The sequence below is a fragment of the Verminephrobacter eiseniae EF01-2 genome, assembly GCF_000015565.1.
In the GTDB taxonomy this organism is placed as follows: domain Bacteria; phylum Pseudomonadota; class Gammaproteobacteria; order Burkholderiales; family Burkholderiaceae_C; genus Acidovorax; species Acidovorax eiseniae.
Map to the genome: position 1 here is coordinate 2752554 of NC_008786.1, position 18770 is coordinate 2771323.

At 71.4% G+C, this 18770-nt stretch carries 4 protein-coding genes; all 4 read right to left on the reverse strand.

Translation table 11 applies throughout. The annotated features are described in order from the left end of the window. Nucleotides 1-11: 11 nt before the first annotated feature. From VEIS_RS11915 to VEIS_RS11930, 4 genes are read right to left on the reverse strand one after another with little or no spacing between them, the layout of a single operon-like run. Nucleotides 12-1148, reverse strand: coding sequence for a thiazolinyl imide reductase (locus VEIS_RS11915; protein WP_011810183.1), 1137 nt, complete (start codon nt 1146-1148; stop codon nt 12-14). After that, nucleotides 1145-10972 carry a type I polyketide synthase gene (locus VEIS_RS11920; RefSeq protein WP_011810184.1) on the reverse strand — a complete coding sequence of 3276 codons (9828 nt, stop codon included), beginning with the start codon at nt 10970-10972 and terminating at the stop codon, nt 1145-1147. Before VEIS_RS11920 ends, VEIS_RS11915 begins: the two co-directional genes overlap by 4 nt. Continuing rightward, a complete protein-coding gene (locus tag VEIS_RS11925) occupies nt 10965-12191 on the reverse strand; it encodes an MFS transporter (protein WP_011810185.1) in 1227 nt (408 codons plus the stop codon). The genes VEIS_RS11920 and VEIS_RS11925 overlap by 8 nt, the downstream gene beginning before the upstream one ends. Next, nucleotides 12188-18739, reverse strand: a complete 6552-nt coding sequence (locus VEIS_RS11930) for an amino acid adenylation domain-containing protein (protein WP_407831818.1) — start codon at nt 18737-18739, stop codon at nt 12188-12190. The genes VEIS_RS11925 and VEIS_RS11930 overlap by 4 nt, the downstream gene beginning before the upstream one ends. Nucleotides 18740-18770: the final 31 nt, after the last annotated feature.

Here is an 18770-nt window from a genome sequence, read left to right on the forward strand (position 1 = left end):
GCCGCCCGGCATCATTGCGCGGCTTCCCGTTCGAGGCCGAGCGGCGCGGCCAGCTCCTGCAGACCCAGGATGCGCGGCGCAGGCAGGCGGCGTTCATGGGCCGGTCCGGCGCAGCGTAGCGCCTGCTGCCACAGCCGGGCCAGGGCTTGCTGGTAGTCCGGCCGGAAGGCGCAGGGGACGGCAGCGCCGTCCAGGTGCCGGTTCAGCATCTGCAGCACCCGGCCCACGCCGCAGGGCCCATCGACCTCGAAGGCATGGCGCCAGTCTGGAGGCGCAGGATGGACCACGTGCGTGCTGGGGTGCGCGAACGGGTCATTGTCTGCGTCCCCCGCGCTGCGGTAGAGGCTCTGCCCGTTGTCGCGGTGGCGCGGGTCGTACAGCGCCGATGTCCAGAGGACCGGCCCGTGGCTCGCTTCCAGCGACAGGTAGCCGGAAGGCCAGCCCAGCGTGAGCTGGTGCATGGCCAGACTGTGCAGGTCGGGGTCCTCGGGGTCCAGGTAGGTCTGCAAGCGCAGCGCCGCCCGGCATCCCCCCAGGTCCAGCCGCAGCAGGCGGAAGGCCCTGTCCTCGTCGGCCGTGGCCTCCACCGTGGCGTTGCCTGCGGCGCGGTCCGCACCACAGGCCTGCAGCAGCAGATCGAGTGACGAGTAGAGCAATTGCCGGCTTGTGGTCAGGTGCGCGAAATGCGCCGCCTCGCCATCCAGCAACTGCCGCACGCGCAGGGCCCGTTCGATCCAGCACTGCCCGGCCAGGGTGTGCGCGTAGTAGCTGTTGATCCAGTAGGCGCAGTCCCGGTCGCGGGCCAACTCCTGCAGGCGCGCGGCGTCGTCCGGGTGCATGGGGTGTTCTTGCACCACGTGCATCCCGCGCCGCAGGAAGGCCTCGGCCAGTGCAGTGCCGGTGCCGCCCACCACGGTCGAGCGCACCACCACGCAGGCAATGTCGATTCCGTCCGGCACCTGGTCCACGCTGGTGTAGAGCGGAATGCCGAAGGCATGGGCCAGTTGCTGCGCCCGCAGGCTGCCGGTCGCCAGCAGGCCCGCCAGCTCCAGGCCGGGCTGGGCCTGCAGGAAGGCGTTGAGGTACATCTCGCCGAACTTGGCGCCGGCGATCAGGACGCGCCGGGTTTTCGGGGTAGAGGCGTTCATGCGGTCTGCTCTTTCATTCCGTTGTGGCGCTGCTGCCATTGGCGGATCAAGCCCGCGGCAAGCCCGGCCGCCGTTTCATCCATCACCAACTGCCAGTGGTCGGCGTCGAGCGTGTGCCGCTGCGCATCGGGCGCCCAGAGCGACCAGTCGTGCTCGGCAGGCGTCCAGTGCGCGGGACGCTGGTTCGCGCTCAGCCACAGGCACGGAACGGGCAACGGCTCCGGTGCGGGATGGCGGGCCAGCATCTCCAGCAGATGGGCGATGCGGTCGATCCAGCCGCGTGCCTGCGCCGGATCGGGCTCGGAGGCCAGCAGGCCCGCCGCCGCCGCATTGCGCGCGAAGCAGGCGACCTGCTCGTCGGGGCCGAGCTGTTCCAGGTCGTCCGGCAGCGGCACCTGGACCCTGCCGTTGGCGATCAGGCGCAGGAGCGCTGCGCGGTCGGCGAAGGCGAAGTCGGCGCGGCAGACCGGGTCGATCAGCGACAGTTCGACCTGCGCACCGCTGTGGTGGAGCAAGCGCGCCGTTTCGGCGGCGACGAAGGCGCCATAGGACCAGCCGATCAAGGTGTATGGCCCCTGCGGCTGCTGGCGCCGGATGGCTGCCGCATGGTCTGCGGCGAGGTCTTTCAGGCTCCCGACCTTCAGGCAGTCGGGTGCCTGCAGTCCGAAGACTGCGGTGTCCAAGTGACGGGCCAGGGGCAGATAGGCACCGAGTTCGCCGTCCGACGCATGGAACACGAAGGCGCTTCCGGCCTGGCGCCCCTGGGCCAGCGAGATCGGGGTGCTGTGGGCGTTCGCTTTGAGCGGTGGTTCGAGCAGGGCGCAGAACCCCGCCAGGGTCGGATGGTTGAACAGGCCCTGCAGGCTGGCGCCGCGCAGTCCCTGCCGGTGGAGCCGGGCGATCATCCGCGTGGCGATCAGACTGTCCCCGCCGGACTGGAAGAAATCGCCGTCGCGCGGGATCGGCCGTGCGAGCAGCGCTTGCCAGATCGCGGCGACCTGCCGCTCCAGCGCAGCGCGGTCCGGTGCACCGTCGCCCCCTGCCTTTGCGGGCTGCAGGGGCACGGCAGGGGCGCAGGGGCCCGTGGCCTTGCCTGCCGTGGCCGGTGCGTCACCGGTGCCGATCCGCTCGCACTGCCGCACCCGCACGGCGGGCAGGAGATCGCCGAACCGTGCCCGCAGGTCGCGCTCGATGTCGTCGGTGCAGAGGCGGCCCGTGCGCTCCGCGCGGGCGACGATCAGGTGCTGCCGCAGCGGCGTGCGCTCTTCTCCGGGCCAGGCGATTTCCACGCCGAAGCCGGCCTGCTCCAGGGCCGTGCGCCACATCGGGAGGTCGAGCATCGGCTTGTCGTCCAGGGTGCGGACGTCCTGGTAGCCGCCCAGACTCTCGATGAAGCCGACACTGGCCGTTTGTAGGGCGCTGTCGCGCTCGGTGGCCTCGACCATCACCAGCCTGCCGCCGGGTTTGAGCAGCGTGCCGAGGCGGCGCAGCGACCGCACGACATGGCTGCCGTCGTGCATCACCTGCCCGGCGATGATGAGGTCGTAGCCTGCGGCGGGATGGTCGTCGAAGTCCACCGGGCGATCGATGTCGAGCAGGGCGTATTCGATCTGGGGTAGGCCGGCGAACTGCTGGCGTGCGTCGTCGAGGAACAGCGTCGATACGTCCGTGAACCGGTAGCCCGCGAGGCGCCCTTGCAGCGCCGCAAGGATATGCCGGGTGGTCGCGCCGATGCCCGCACCGACCTCCAGCACGCGCAGGTCCGACCGGCCTTCGCTCAAAGCGCCCACGACCTGCGCGGCGTGCCTGTTGAGGCAGCGGGCCGCAGGGTTGTCGCTGTAGAAAGCGCGGGCGATGGCATCGCCGTCGGCGAACATCAGCTCCAGGGGCGAGCAGGTGCCGCCCAGCAGGGCGCCATGCCGGGCCGTGCAGGTTTCCAGATAGCTGGCGATGGTGCGGCACCACGGCGCATCGGGCAGCGACGCTGTCTCGCCGGGAACCTCGGCGAGACAGCGCTCGCACACGAAGACCCCCTCGTCCTCCCGTAGCCAGCCGCGAGCGCACAGCAGCCGCAGCCATTGCCGCACGAGGCGGCGGTACTGCGGGAGCGCCCGCAGCCGGGCGTGGACTGCGTCGAGGCGGTGCCCCTGGCCCCTGTGTTCGAAGAGCGCATGGCTTTGCAGCGTCTCCGCAATGCCGCGCATGGCGCGTGCTTCGAGCCAGCGCCATGCGGCTTCAAGCTCGTTCTGCTGCGCGGCATCGAGCGGTTCCAGGGCGCCCGGATCGCAGGGGGCCTGCCCTGGGGGCACGCATTCCCGGTCGGCGGCCACCACCTTCACTTCCAGCACGCCGCCCTCCGGCGCGGGCGTGGCTTCGGCCTGGCGCAGGTCGGCCCGTTCGCGCAGGGCGTCTTCGATATCTTGAAGATCGATGCCGGCACCATGGGCCTGCGAAGGCCATGGGCGGCGCGCGAAGGCCTCCAGGTCGCCGCTCTCGCGCAGCTTCGCGAGGCCGGCCTGGTCCATCTGTTCCGGCCGGGCCGCCACCGTGTCCAGCACGGCGCGGTAGTCCTCGAACATGGCCCGGGCCGCGCCGCTTTCGAGCACGTCGTCCATGCAATACCAACTGAAGATGAGTTCGCCGTCGATCTCCATGACCTGGTGGTCGAGCCAGACCTGCGGCGTTTGCGTGAACACGTGAATCGGATCGCCGAGCAGGCTCGTCATGGCCTGATCGATGGCGAGGCCGTCGAGGGACATGCCGAGCATGCTGGTGAAGACCACCGGCATCAGGGGTTGGCGCTGCTGTCCGCGGCCCTTGCCGAGCTCGCGCAGCAGTTCAACGCCGTTGATCTGGCTGTGCGCGAGGCGCTGCCACAGGCGCTGCTGCGTCCGCTCGATGGACTCGCGCAGCGGGACGGGGCGGCCGAGATCGAAATCGATCAGCAGCACCGAGGTGAAGTCGCCGATCAGCTGGCGCACCTGGGAATGGACCGGGCGGCGATCAAAGAAGGTGAGGTTGAGCGTGAAGTCCGGCTGCCTGGACCAGCGCTCCAGCGTGTGCGCGAACAGCGTCAGCAGCGCTGCCGACGGCGTCACGCCCCAGGACTGCCATGTCTGCTTGAGGCCGGTCCATGCGGTCCGGTCCAGCCGGGCCTGGTGGGTGGTGAGGCGCGGCTGGGTGCGGGGCTGGTCGGCCGCCAGCGGCAGGCGCGGGGCAGGGGGCAGCTCGGCGAGCCGCTCCTGCCAGTAGTGCCAGGAGCCCTGCCAGGTGTCCTCCTGGCGGCGGGCCTGCTCCGCCAGCACGTAGTCGCGGAACGTGATGGCCAGGGGCTCCAGATCCTCGCCGCGGTAGGCCAGGGCCAGATCGTCCATCATGACCTTGAAGCTCTGGACGTCGAACATGAGCAGGTCCAGGTTCATGTGCAGCCGGTAGCGCTGGCCGTCGAGCTCGCTCGCGACGAGTTCGAACAGGGGCCAGCGGTCGGCGGGCGGCACGCTGTAGGACATCGTCTGGCGCGTGTCTTCCAGGGCCTGCTGCTGCTGGCCGGCAGACAGCGCCCGCAGGTCGCGGCGCGCGATCCGGTAGGCGGGCACCTGCGGGAGGATGCGTTGCTGGCCGTCCGCGTCCACCACCATGCGCAGCATGTCGTGGCGCCGCACCAGCGCGTTCCAGGCGCGCTCGAAGCGCGCGAGGTCGAAGGCGCCGTGCCGCAGATCCCACTCGAACAGCACGTGGCAGGCCACGCCGCCGTATTCGATGAGGTCCGTGCGGCCGAGCCAGTAGGCGTGCTGGATCGGGGTCAGCGGGAAGGCGTGATGGCGGCCGGCCGCGTCGTGCTGCAGCGGCGCCGGGGCCTGCCTCGCCGGCGTGTCGGGCGCGGCTTCGCCGGCCAGATCAACGATCAACTGGCTCAGTCCGGCCACGGTGAGGTCGCGATATGCGCGTTCGGCGTCGAGGCGCACACCGAGCTGGCGCTGGATGTCGCTGCTGAGCTCCAGGAACAGCAGCGAGTCGAGTCCGAGCTGCAGCAGGTCGCGCCGGGGCGAGAGCCGGGCCGGATCATCCAGCCGCAACTGCGCCGCGATGCGCTCCGTCAGCCAGGCGGCCACGGCCTGGGCATCGTGGAGGTCTTCCGGGGCCAGGGTCTGCGCGCTGGGCCGGGCGTGCGAGGCCGGCGCCGCGGGTGCTGAGGCGCCGGTGGCGGGCGCCAGCAGGGCGCGCCGCTCGGCATCGAGCCGCTCGGACAGGACCCGCATGGCCAGCCGGTACGGCGCCCCGCGCATGACGGCCTGCTCCAGGTGCCACAGGCCTTCGGCGCTGGCGAGCAGGCCCATGCCGCCAGCCGCGAGCTGGCTCTGCAGCGCAGCCTCGGCGGCGCGGCCGGTTTCACCCCAGGCGCCCCAGGCGATGGAAACGACCGTGGGCAGCGTGTCTGGGCTTTGCGCGAGTGCGAGGCCGTCCAAGTACGCGCTGGCGAGCGCATGCGCGCCTTGGCCGGCGGCACCCAGTGCCGCAGCGGCCGATGAATAGAGCAGCAGATAGCGGCCATGGTTCAACTGCAGCCAGGCGTGCAGAGTGCGCGCGGCCTGGGCCTTCACCGCGAGCACGGGGGCCATCCGGGACTGGTCGAGGGATGCCAGCGGGGCGTCGTGCAGCAGGCCCGCCGCGTGGATGGCCCCGGCGATGCCGCCGTCGGCCTGTAGATCTTCCAGCGCCCGCGTGAGCTGCACCGGATCGCCGACGTCGCAGGGCACCCAGTGCAGCCGGCAGCCGTACCGTTCGCTCACCGCGCGCTGGAAGTCTGCCCCGTCCGCGTGGGGGCGGGGCGCCAACAGGGCGATGCGGCGTGCGCCATGGTGGGCGAGCCATTGCACGCTGAGACGTCCCAGGCCTGCGAAGGCCCCGGTCACCACGTGCCAGCCGTCGTTTGGCAGGCCCCCTGGTGGCAGAGCGGGCGCGGCGTGGGGCTGGACGGCCAGCCGGGGCAGCAGCGGCTGGCCGTTCCGCACGGCGATCCAGCGCTGGGCGGCACCCACGGCCGTGAGGCCGGGCAGCAGGGCCTCCCAGCCGGCCTGCGCGCCTAGATCCACCACGGCGATCTCACGCCCGGGTTGTTCGGCGGCGGCCACCCGCAGCAGGCCCCAGGCCGCGTGGTGCACGGGATCGACGGCGTCGTCGGCGCGGATCTTCCAGGCGGACCGGGTGACGACCACGAGGGGTTCGTCGCCTGCAAGCGCCGCGAGCAGAGGGTTCACGACCGAGAGTGGCTCCTCGTTGCCGCTCTCCAGCACAAGCAGCGCCCGGGGCGCCTGCGGTGCCAGCCGCAGGCCCGCAGCGCGCAGCGCCTCGGCGGCTTCCGGCGTCGCATCCCGCAGAGCGAATTCCTGCGCTGCGGCACAGGAGGGTGCTGCCGCCGACCAGTGCCACTCGTAGTGGGTTCCGGGGGCCGGCAGCGCAGCCGGGATGCCCGGTGCGGGTTCCGAGGCCGCCAGGTCGAACCGCCATCCGTCCTGAGCGTCGCAGGCCTCGATCGTGACGTGGGGGGCCGTGAACGGCGCCGCCTGCCAGCGCAGCCGCACGAGGGACAACTGCTGGGGCACCGCGGGCGTACAAGCCGGAATGAGCACGTGCCCGCTGCCGTGGCGGCGCGACAGCTCGGCGCACGCGGCGCGAACGCGCTCGTGCCACCGCTCGTCCTGGCCGGCGCAGTCGGACCAGTCCGCCAGATAGCAGCCGTCGTCGGTCAGCGGGTGGCCGAGCAAACCGTCGCCCGCACCGGCCTGCCAGGGCAGGGCGATGGCCGGGGCGTGTCCCGGCGCGGTGGCGAGCATGACGTGTTCGCTGATGTCCGAGGTCGGCGAGCCGTCGTCGGGCAACCAATCGATGCGCTCGAAGCCAGCGGCGAGGCACTGCTCCTTCCAGCGCGCGGTGGTGAGGAACAGCTCGCCGCCCCGGGCTTGCTCGTCGTGAAGCGGTGCGACCAGCGGGCCGAACACGAAGTCGAACAGGCGCATCGGCCGGGTGATCTCGCGCATCAGTAGCTGGCCTCCCGGTTTCAGCAGCGGGGCGAGGTTGGCGAGTGTGCGCCCGACGTGCTGGGTGGCGTGGATCACGTTTGCTGCCACGATCAGGTCGTAGCTGCCGGCCTCCAAGCCCTGCGCCTGCGCGTCCTTTTGCAGATCGAGTTCGCGGTACGCCATGAAGCCGTATTCCGCGAACTTGTGCTCGGCGCGCCGGGTGAACAGGGCCGAGATGTCGGTGAAGTCGTACCGCAGTGCGGGCTGGCCGGCCAGCTCCGGCAGCAGCCAGGCCGTCGTGCCGCCGGTGCCGCCGCCCACTTCGAGGATGCGGTAGGGTGCGTGCTGCCGGCGCTGCGCCTGCCTGTCCTGCATCAGACCCGCTACCGTGCCGGCAGCGATGCGGTTGAGGTAGCGTCCGAAGCTGAAGTCTTGGTAGAGCACTTCGACGCCGCTGGAGGCGCCCTCGGGGAAGATGACTGCGACGGGCTCCACCTGCCCGCGCATCATGGTGTACAGGTTCTCGCCGGCCCGCGCGACGGTCTCGGCGATCACGTCCAGGCCCTCGCAGCAGGCACGCAGTTCCTCCAGGAGATCGGCGCGCGATCCGTGGGGGATGTCTGCCGCAGCGGCATAGCGTTCGCCGTCGCGGCGGTAGTAGCCGTCCTCGGCGCAGGCATTGAGCAGGCGCGTGAGCAACTGGCGATGGCGCGGCAGCAGGCGGCCGCCGCGCAGCACCTCCAGGACGGTCACGCCCTGCGCGATACGCGGGCCGACGCAACGCCGCACCAGCGCATCGACGTCGATGGCATGCAGCTTGGTCACGCAGGCGTAGAGCGCGTGCAGGCGTGGCAGATCGAGTTCCGTGGCGGCCTGCAGGGCCACGCGCCGGCCTGCCTCCAGGGCGCTGGCGGAGTAGGCGGGGGCCGGTGCCGTGGGCAGGGGCTCCGCTTCGCGCCAGTAGCGGTCGGTATCGAACGGGTAGAGCGGTGCCTGGATCCTGCGGCCCGGGGCGGGCAGCAGGGATTTCCAGGGCAGTTCGACCCCGGCCGAGTACAGCTGCAGCAGGGCCTGTTTCAGTGGGGCCGGGGCGGGTTGGTGGCGTCGGGCGCTGGCGATCCAGGTCGCCGTGTCCGGTGCCTCGCGGGTGCCGATGCCGGTCAGCGGGGCGTCGGGGCCCATTTCCAGGAATACATCCGCGCCCTGCGCGATCGCCCTCCTCAGGGCCTGGATGAAGTGCACCGGTTCGCGCAGGTGGCGGCGCCAGTAGTCCGGGGCGTTGAGCGCCTGCGCATCGATGGGCTCGCCCGTCAGCGTGGAGATCAGGGGCAGGCGCGCGGGCGCGGCCCGCAGGGTAGCCGCCTCGCGCTGGAATTCCTCGAGGATGGGGTCGAGCCTTCGGGAGTGGGCCGCGCCCGCGAAGGACAGCCGGTTGCAGCGGATGCCGCGTTCGCCCAGGGCCGTGGCCAGCGCCTCGATGGCGTCGCGCTCGCCGGAGAACACCAGGTGGCGCTCGCCGTTCCAGGCGGCCACGTCGAGGTCGAGCGGCTTCGCGAGCGGCAGGAGGGTGGCTTCGTCGGCGAAGGCGGAGAGCATGGTGCCGCCGCTGCTACAGCGCTCCATCAGTGCGCCGCGCAGGCACACCAGGCGCATCACCTCTTCGGCCCCGTAGTGGCCGGCCACCACCGCGGCGGCGAATTCGCCCACCGAGTGGCCCAGCACCACGTCGGGCCGCAGCCCCAGGGATTCCCAGTGCGCGGCCATGGCGAGTTCGAAGGCGATGATCGCGGGCTGGGCGTATTCCATCCGGTCGAGCAGATCGCCGCGCGCCCCGAGCAATGCGTCGCGCAGGGATGGCGTGAGCGGCCGGCAACTGGCTTCGCAGGCGGCCAGGCACAGGTCCAGCCGGGCCGCGAAGGCGGGCGACTGCCGGTACAGCGCCCGGCCCATGCCGGGCCATTGCGACCCGTAGCCTGTGAACAGCCAGGCCTGCCGGCCGGGCTCTCCGTCGCCCCGGTGCACCAGCACGTCGTCCTCGCCTGCGGCGCAGGCGGCCAGGGCGGCAGTGGTTTCCTCGCACAGCGCAGTGGCCAGCCGGAACGGCAGGTCCAGATGCCGGCCGTGCAGCGCCGTACGGGCCAGATCCGCCGGGTGCGACGTGCGCAGCGCCTGCGCATAGGCCCCGGCCAGGCGCCGCAGGGCACCTTCGCTGGCTGCGCTGAGCAGCAGGGCGCCGGCCGGCGGAGCGGCCTCGCCCGGGGTGACTGCAGTGTCCGCCGCACGCAGTTCCTCGGGCAGGGACGCGACGATCAGGTGGCAGTTGGTGCCCCCGATGCCGAAGGAGGAGACGCCTGCACGGCGGATGGGCGCGGTCCAGGGCTGGGCCTGCGTGGGCACGTGGAAGGGACTGTCGTCCAGCCGCAGCGCGGGATTGGGCTGGCGAAAATGCAGACTCGGCGGGATCGTCGCGCGCTCCACCGCTAGTGTCGCGTCACGGATCAGATGTCGTAGGCTGCGCGCAGCCATCGGAGCGCAGCGCAAGGCGCATCGCGCAGCCAATACCGAGCGTATTGGCAAGCGATGCAACGCCGCGATGCGCTTCGATGGCCAGCGCAGACCGACAGATGATCGGTGACGCGACACTAGGACCGCCTTGAGCAGGCTGGCGATGCCGGCTGCGGTGTCCAGATGGCCCAGGTTGCTCTTGACCGATCCCAGCGCGCACGGTGGCCCGTCGCCACGCCGATGGAAGACGCAGCGCAGCGCCTCCACCTCGATCGGATCGCCGAGCGGGGTGGCGGTGCCGTGGGCCTCGATCAGGCCGATCTGCTGGCTCTCCACGCCCGCGAGCGCCATGGCCTCGCGGATCACCTCGCTCTGGCCGGCGACCGAGGGCGCCGTGTAGCCGATCTTGCGCCCGCCGTCGTTGTTGATGGCGCTGCCGAGCACGACCGCGACGATCGGGTCACCGTCGCGCAGCGCGTCGGCCAGGCGGCGCAGCACCACCGCCCCGACCCCATTGCCGCCGAACGTGCCTTGGGCCTCGGCGTCGAACGGGCGGCACAGGCCGTCCGGGGAGAAGATCATGCCCGGCTGGTGCAGATAGCCGGCCTGCTGGGGGAAGGACACGGCCACACCGCCAGCCAGCGCCATGTCGCATTCGCCGGCACGCAGGCTCTCGCAGGCCATGTGCACCGCAACCAGGGAGCTGGAGCAGGCCGTCTGCACGGAGATCGCCGGGCCGCGCAGGTTCAGCTTGTAGGCCACGCGCGTCGCCACGTAGTCCTTGTCGTTGCCCATCAGCGACTGCAGACCCTTCACCTGGGCCACTTCGGCGATGCGCAGCGGCTCTTTGCCAGGGTAGGTGCTGACCCGGGCGGAGCCAAACACACCGGTCTTGTGGGGAACGCCGCGCGGGGCGTAGCCGGCATGCTCCAGGGCATGCCAGGCGATCTGCAGGAAGAGCCGCTGCTGGGGGTCGATCGATTCCGCTTCCTGGCGCGAATAGCCGAACAGCTCGGCGTCGAAGGCATCGGCATCGCGCACCACGCTGCCGATGCCGACGAAGTTCGGCGCACTGACGGTGGACGGCGGCAGGCCGGCGTCGAGCAGTTCCTGCTGTGAGAACCGGCGGATGAACTGCTGCCCGTTCACGAGGCGGTGCCAGAAGACCTCGTTGTCATCGGATTCGGCGAAGCGGCCGGCGTGGCCGATCACCGCAACCGGATCGCAGTCGGGATAGTGCTGGGCCACGAGGGTCGGGAAGTCGGGTGGCATGCTGGCGGAGGAAGGGGCGTCATCCATGGCGGGGCTTCAGTCGGGATTCGCAAGGGGCCGCAGACTCCGGCAGGACGCGGTGGGATAGGTGGTGGCGCAGCCGGCTGGCGGGCCACAGGCACAGCAGGGCGACCACGGCGAGCAGGGTCAGGGCCGTCTGGTAGTCGGCGTGGTGCGCGATGCGCAGGGTGCCCATGGAGGCCGCCATCGCGACGGCCATGTCCACGGACTGGAAGAGGGCGTAGTCCGAGGCGGGCTGGTGCGGCCGCACCAGCCCCATCAGCACGCTGTAGAGCATCACGAAGCCGATGGCGGCGGCCGTGTTGACCAGCCCGAACACCACCAGCCAGGCCGTCAGTCCGAAGCGGGAGTACCCCAGCGCGATCAGGCAGGCCAGGGCGGCGTGCAGCACCATCGTCGGCAGCAGGCCGCGCGATGCGCCGGCGCGCCGTGCGAACCATCCGCCGAGAAAGACACCGAGGCCGCTGGCGGCCGTGCTGAACAGCGTGATCGCCTGGCCCAGTTCGACCAGGCTCATCCCCTGGTCCACCAGCAGGACGGTCTGCAGGGCCATGAGGCCGCGCATGGCCAGGTAGTAGATGGCCGTGAGCGCCAGGGCCGGCCACAGGGCGCGCACGCTGGAGGGGTCGAACCGGGGCTGCGTGCGGGTCTCGCTGTCCGGGACGGGTTGGCGCACCAGCAGCACCGGAACCGCGAGTAGCAGCGACAGCGCCGCCATGCACAGGAATCCCGCCTGCCAGCCGGCATGCTGCGCCACGGCCAGAAACGCGAAGACCCCCAGAGGAATGCCCAGGTAGCTGCCGCCGACCTGGGCGGCGTTGGCGAAGGGGCGGCTGCGTTCGTCGGTCGAGCAGATGACGATGCCGTTGGCATAGATGCCGTGGCTGGCCGACAGCAGCGTCAGCAGCATGAGCGCGGGCACGAGCAGGTCCGTGGAGCGCGAGGGATCGATGAGCGCGATGCCGGCCAGCAGTGCGGCCATGCCGAACTGCAGGAGCACGAGGCTGCCGAGGAAGCGGTTGCCGGCCAGCGGCAGGGCGTGCCGCTCGCACCAGGGTGCCCACAGGAACTTGCCGACCCACGGCAGCATGGCCAGCGACAGCCAGCTCAATTGCGCGAGGTCCAGCCCCGCGTGGCGGTAGTAGCCGACCACGCCCTGCATCACCAGGGCGGTAAGCATGCCCTGGTGGAGGTAGTAGCACCAGTAGGGGATGTGGCGGTTCATGTCGATCCTGCCCGGCGGCGCTCCGCGCGGGCCTTGCGCTGGTCCAGCAGGGTGCGCCGCTCGGGCTCCGGCGGGTGCTGCGGAGCGGCCGGTGGCCGGGCCAGTGCACCCATGTGCGCCGCCAGCGCATGGGGCGTGGCATGCGCGAAGAGGTCGGTGACCGCGAGGCCGCCGTGCTCGGCCTGCCGCAGGTGGATGTGCAACTGCACGAGCTGCAGCGAGGACGCTCCGGCTTCGAAGAAGGTTTGCCGGGCCGCGATCGGCAGGCCCGTGGTGCGGCGGAAATGGTCGCGCAGCGCATCCACCAGTGCCGCGTCGGCGGGCAGTGGCTCTGCCGCGGCCTGTGCGGCCACGGTGGGAGTCACCCATGGCACGGCAGGGGCGTTCGCCCGCAGCACTAGTGTCGCGTCACCGATCATCTGTCGGTCTGCGCTGGCCATCGAAGCGCATCGCGGCGTTGCATCGCTTGCCAATACGCTCGGTATTGGCTGCGCGATGCGCCTTGCGCTGCGCTCCGATGGCTGCGCGCAGCCTACGACATCTGATCGGTGACGCGGCACGAGGGTATCGAGCGGCAGATCCCAGGCCGCAGGATCGCCGGCCAGACGGCGCAGGAGCGCCGTGTACTGGCTGAACATGGCCGAGAGCTGCGCGGGGTCGAACAGCGCCTCCACCGCGTCCCAGTTGAAGCGCAGCTCGCCTGCGGATTCGTAGACCTGGTGGTCCAGCCAGACCTGGGGCGTCTGAGAGATGCCCCAGCGCGGCTTCAGCGGCGAGTCCTGCGCGAGGAATCGGTCGCTCTCGAAGCCGATCGCGCTGGTGAACACCACGGGCATCGCGGCTGCGGGCTGGCCCCGCCGCAGCGCTAGTGTCGCGTCACCGATCAGATGTCGTAGGCTGCGCGCAGCCATCGGAGCGCAGCGCAAGGCGCATCGCGCAGCCAATACCGAGCGTATTGGCAAGCGATGCAACGCCGCGATGCGCTTCGATGGCCAGCGCAGACCGACAGATGATCGGTGACGCGACACTAGGTCGCGCATGACGCGGATGGCGGAGACGTCACGGTGCGCCAGGTCCTGCCGCAGGCGCTGCTGCAGCCGCTGCGCGCTGGCGCGCCAGTCCGCAGCGGGCTGCCAGGCCAGCAGCAGCAGGCAGGTGAAGTCACCCAGCACGCGTTCGATCTGGGGATGCACCGGACGCCGGTCGAACAGCGTGAGGTTCACGCACAGCTCGCTGTGTGCGCTCCACGCGGACAGGACGGCGGCGTAGGCGGACAGCAGCAGCGCCGAGGGCGTCAGGCCCGCTTCGCTGGCGCGCGCCTGAAGCGCCAGCCAGTCGCGGGTGCCGAGGCTGTCGGACAGGCGCACGAAGCGCGGTACACCGATCTCGGCCGGATCGCGGCGCAGCGGCAGTTGCGGCGCGGCCGGCAGGCTGTCCAGCCGCCGCTGCCAGTACGCCAGCGAGGCCTCGCCGGGGCCCTGGCCGGCGATGTGGGACAGGTAGTCGCGAAAGCCAATCTCCAGCGGCGTCAGGCAGCTGTCGGGGTCAAGGTACAGCTGCTCTAGCTCGGTCAGCAGGAGCCGCATGCTCAGCCCGTCGAGCATGAGGTTGTCGAGACAGACGAACAGGCGGGTGCGGCTGCTGCCGTCCTCGGCCGCCTGCACATCGAACACGGGCCAGCGCGAGGGATCGAGCACCTGCTGGGAGAGCCGCTCGCGCAGTGCGTCGACATCCGGGTGGTCGAGGCGGGGGACGTGGTGGCGTAGCAGCGAGAACGGCGACACCTCGGCCAGCACCTGCTGCCGGCCGTCGCGCACCACGGCACGCAGCATGTCGTGCCGTGCGATCAGCCGGTTCCAGGCGGCCTCGAAGCGGGCGGCGTTCAGGCCCTCCACCTCGAATTCGACGAAGAAGTGGGAGCCCACGCCGCCGAGCGGGAAGCCGGGCTGGCGCCCCACGAGATAGGCCTGCTGCACGTCGGTGAGCGCGAACGGTTCGTGGCGCGATGCCGGTTCATGCCGCAGCACGTCGGCGCCACGGTCGCCGTGCGGGCGCAGCGTGGCCGCGAAGGCCGCGAGCGTGGGGTAGTCGAACAGATCGCCCAGGCGGGCTTCAAAGCCGGACCGGTCCAGCCCGCCAATCAGGCGGGTGGCCAGCAGGCTGTCGCCGCCGAGTTGGAAGAAGTGGCTGTGCCGATGCACGGTCGGCGCGCGCAGCATCTCGCGCCACAGTGCCGCGACGGCAGCCTCGGCATCGCCGCGCGGGGGCTCCTGCTGCGCCTGCGCGGCCGGCGTGCGCTGGCAGAGGGCGCCCAGGGCCTTGTGGTCGATCTTGCCGTTGGCGGTGAGCGGCAGCGCGTCCAGGAACACCAGCCGCTGGGGCACCATGTACGGCGGCAACTGCGTCGCCAGCGCCTCGGAGAGCTTACGCGGGTCGGGTTGCCGGATTTCGTCGGGCGCGCGCAGCACGAAGCGCTGTTGGTCGCCCGCCCCATCGGCCCGTTCGCTGCGCAGGCCGCGCGCCTGGAACGTGGCCTGCCAGCCCTCGGCGTCGCGCAAGTGGGTGCCGAGGTCTTCCCCATCCTGCGATAGCAGGTCGGCGCTGACCAGGGCGAGGCAGGACGCGTTGCGCAGCTCCAGCACGTGGATCAGCGCGGCCGGCGCCGCCAGCGCAGGGAGGGCATCCAGCGCATCGCCGCCGAGCCGGTGCAGGGCATTGCCGGCCCACACCACGTCGGCATGGTGGGCCAGATCCGCCTGCGCGGTTCCGTCCCAGCGCCGCACACTGGCGTGGGGGTATGCGGCAAGGCGGCCAGCGGCCCGCAGCACCATGTCCTGCGAAGTATCCAGCGCGGTGTAGGCGAGTTGGTCCACGCCGAGGCGGCGCAGCAGAAGTTCGGCGGCGAGGCCGCTGCGCGCACCGATCTCGACGGCACGCACGGGCCGGCCCAGCGCGAGCGCGAGCGCGGCCAGCGCATCGGCCAGCGCGTCGATCGCGGCGGCCGTGCCCGGGCTTTGCAGCAGGAGCCGCTCGGGGGCCCAGAACGGATGCTCGAGCAGCGTGAAGGCCGGTCGCCGGTCCTGGAGGATGAGCGCAAGGGCCTCATGGTGCGCGAGCAGGGCGTCCGCCGTGGCGCACAGCGGATCATCGCTGGCGGGCTGCCAGGGCGCGGCGCCGTGGCGCGGCCCGCGGACGAAGCCCCGGCGCTGCGGATCGCGGGCGAGGCGTTTCTGGCGGACCAGCAGGTCCAGCCAGCGCTGCACCAGGCCGCGCCAGCGCGGCGCGGCACCCTGGCGCCGCAGGGCTTCGTCGGCGTCGAAAGGCGTGGCGAAGTCCAGGCCCTGCTGCCGCAGATGGTCAAGCAGGAAGTCGGCGACGAGGCGCTCGGTGTCCGGTTCGCGGTCCGCCGGGGCGGCGATGGGTTCGAACAGAGTGCCGTAATGGGCGGGCAGGGCCGGGTCGGCGTGCCGTGGGCTCCGGAGTGCATCGCCCTGCGCGACGACGAAGGCGGCCAGCGATTGGTCGCGCTCGCCCAGGGCCAGCGCAACGGCGCTCTTCACGCCGTCGATGCGGTGCAGGGCCGTTTCGATTTCACCCAGCTCGATGCGGTGGCCACCGATCTTCACCTGCTTGTCGCGGCGGCCGAGGAACTCCAGGGTGCCGTCGGGCCAGTAGCAGCCCATGTCGCCGGTGCGGTACCAGCGGCCGCCCTGTGCCGTGACGAACTGCCGGGTGCTGCGCTCGGGGTCGTTGAAGTAGCCCAGCGCGACGCCTTCGCCGCCGATCCAGAGTTCGCCGGCCACCCAGTCGGGGCAGTCGCGGCCCTGTTCGTCGACGACGCGGTAGCTCTGGTTGGCGAGCGGGTAGCCGTAGGGGATGGAGCGCCAGTGCGGCGGCACGTCCTGCACGTCGTAGGCGTTCGACCAGATCGAGGCTTCGGTGGCGCCGCCCATCGCGATGAACTGGCCGTCGGGGCGGAAAGCCCGGTAGCGCCGGGGCAGGTCGAGTCCGATCCAGTCGCCGGAGAGCACCGCCATGCGGAGCCGGCCGGGCGCGCGCAGATCGAAGCCCTCGCTGTAGGTGAGCAGCATGTCGAAGAGCGCTGGCACGGTGTTCCAGACCGTGATGCCGTGGGCCTCGATCATGTCGCACCACACCGAGGGGTCCCGGCGCTGGGCCTCGCCCACGAGCACCAGTGCGCCGCCCGCGGCCAGCAGGCCGAAGATGTCGAAGACGGACAGGTCGAAGTGCAGCGCGGACAGCGCCAGCACGCGGTCGCTGGCGCCGAGGCGGTAGCGCTGGTTCAGGTCGGCGCAGGTATTGAGCGCGCCCCGGTGGGAGATGGTGACCCCCTTCGGTGCGCCCGTGGAGCCGGAGGTGTAGATGACGTAGGCGGGGTGTCCTGGGTCCACGGTGGCGGGGGCGTGCAGGCCCGCGTGCAGGATGGCGTCCTGCCAGCAGAGAGCGGGTGGGTCGGTGCCGTCCGAGCCGCCATCGTGCACGGCGCCGGGTTCCGCGTCGTCCCGGCAGGTCATCACCACGGCGACGCCCGCGTCGCGGTGGATCTTGCGGCGGCGCTCCGCGGGCTGGTCGAGCGCAATGGGCACGTAGACCGCGCCGGCATGCAGCACACCCAGCGCCGCGATCACCTGCCCGATGCCCTTGGACATGGCGATCGCGACCGTGTCGCCGGCGTGCACGCCGCGGGCGGCGAGCGCGCCCGCGCAGCGCCGTGCCTGTTCGGCCAGTTCGGCGTAGGTCAGCGAGCGCGTGCCCTGGATGAGGGCGATGGCCTGGGGGGTGCGTTCTGCGGCACTGAAGAAGCCGTGGTGCAGCAACCCTTGCGGCACGGGCTGCGCCGTGTCGTTGATGCGCGAGCGCACGTCGCGCTGCGAGGCGGGCATGGGGTCCGGCAGGCGCGCTTGCCACGCGTGCGTGTCGTCCACGAGCCGGCGGACCTGTGCGATATAGGTGTCGAACAGCGTATCGACCAGGCCGTCCGGGAAGAGCGCGTCGTTGCTGTCCCATTGCAGGCAGACCGACGGGCCGTGCTCGAACGCCAGGTGGTCGATCCAGACCTGGGGCGTCTGGGAGATGCCCCAGCCGGGCTGGCCCAGCACGGCAGCCGTGCCGTGGCCGTATAGCGGACGGCCGAGATTGCTGGTGAACACCACGGGCGCACCGTGGGGATGGGTCTGTGCCTTGCGCAGCTCGCGCAGCAGTTCAACGCCGGACCAGTGGCGGTGTTCGTAGGCGTCGGCGAAGGTGTCCTGATTGCTCCGCGCGAGCGCGTCGAATGCAGCGCCTTCGCAAAAGAGGTCCAGCAGAAGGACGTTGGTGAAGTCCGCGATCATGCGCTCGACGGACGGGTGCAGTGGCTGGCGGTCGAACAGGGTGAGGTTGAGCAGGAGCCGGGGCTGGTTGCTCCAGCGCGCCAGCACTGCGCCGAAGCAGGTGGCGAGCGCCATGGTGGGTGTCACGCCGCTCGCGCCGGCATGGGCCTTGAATCTTTCCCAATCGCCAGCATTCAGCTCGGCGCGGCGCCGGAGCACGCGTACGGGGCCGCTGCGCTCCGGCTCGCATGCCAGCGGCAGGGCCGGCGCGCAGGGGAGATCGTCCAGCCGGCCGAGCCAGTGGCGCTGTGCCCGCTCGCGCGCGTCGCCGGTCTCTTCGCGCAGCTGCACGAGATAGCTGCGGAAGTCGTAGCCTGCACCGGGCGCAGGGGGCGTGTCGCCGCGAAGCAGGGCCGCCAGTTCCTCGAACACCAGGGTGAAGCTGGCGGCGTCGAGCACGAGCAGATCGATGTTGACGTGCAGCCGATGCCTTCCTTCGGGCAGCAGCGAGAGCTGGAAGTCGATGGTTTCGCCGCGCTCGACGGCCAGCACCCGGTGCCCCAGCCGCTCACGCAGGTCCAGCAGCCGGGCCTGCCGCGCGCTGTTGTCCAGCGCCCGCAGATCGTGGAGGGCCAGCCCGGGCCACCGCGTCTGCTCGCCATACTGCTGGAGGCCATCGCTGCGGAAGGCCACGCGCAGCATCGGATGGCGCTTTATCAGCGCCTGGGCCGCCGATTCCAGCGCCGGGACGGAAAGGCCGGTGCCGTCGAATTCCTGGTAGAGGTGGCAGCCGACGCCGCCCAGCGTCTGCTGGGGGGAGCGGCCGACCAAGTAGGCGTGCTGCACCGGCGTCAGTTCGAACGCCTCGCCGTCCCGCATGACCGGCCAGGCGGGCGGCGCGGCAGCGCGCGCGCGGGCGCCGCCCGCCTTCTGCTGCAGCAGGCGGCTCCATCCAGCCAGGGTGGGCTCGCCGTACAGCTGCCGCAGCGTCACCTCGTGGCCGCGCTGGCGCAGCCGGTTCAGCCAGGCCATCAGGTGCATGGAGTCCATGCCTAGCTGGATCAGGCTGGTGTGCTCGTCCAGTTGCGCTACCGGGATGTCCAGGTCTGCCGCGAGTTCGTCGCGCAGGGTTGGTTGGGTCGCCAGACCCGTGCCGGGCTTGGTGGTGGGTGCGAGGTCCTCGCGGGGGAGGTCCAGATCGGTGTCAGGTGTCACAGGGGAGGTCGTGTAGGTTGTTCCAGGCCGG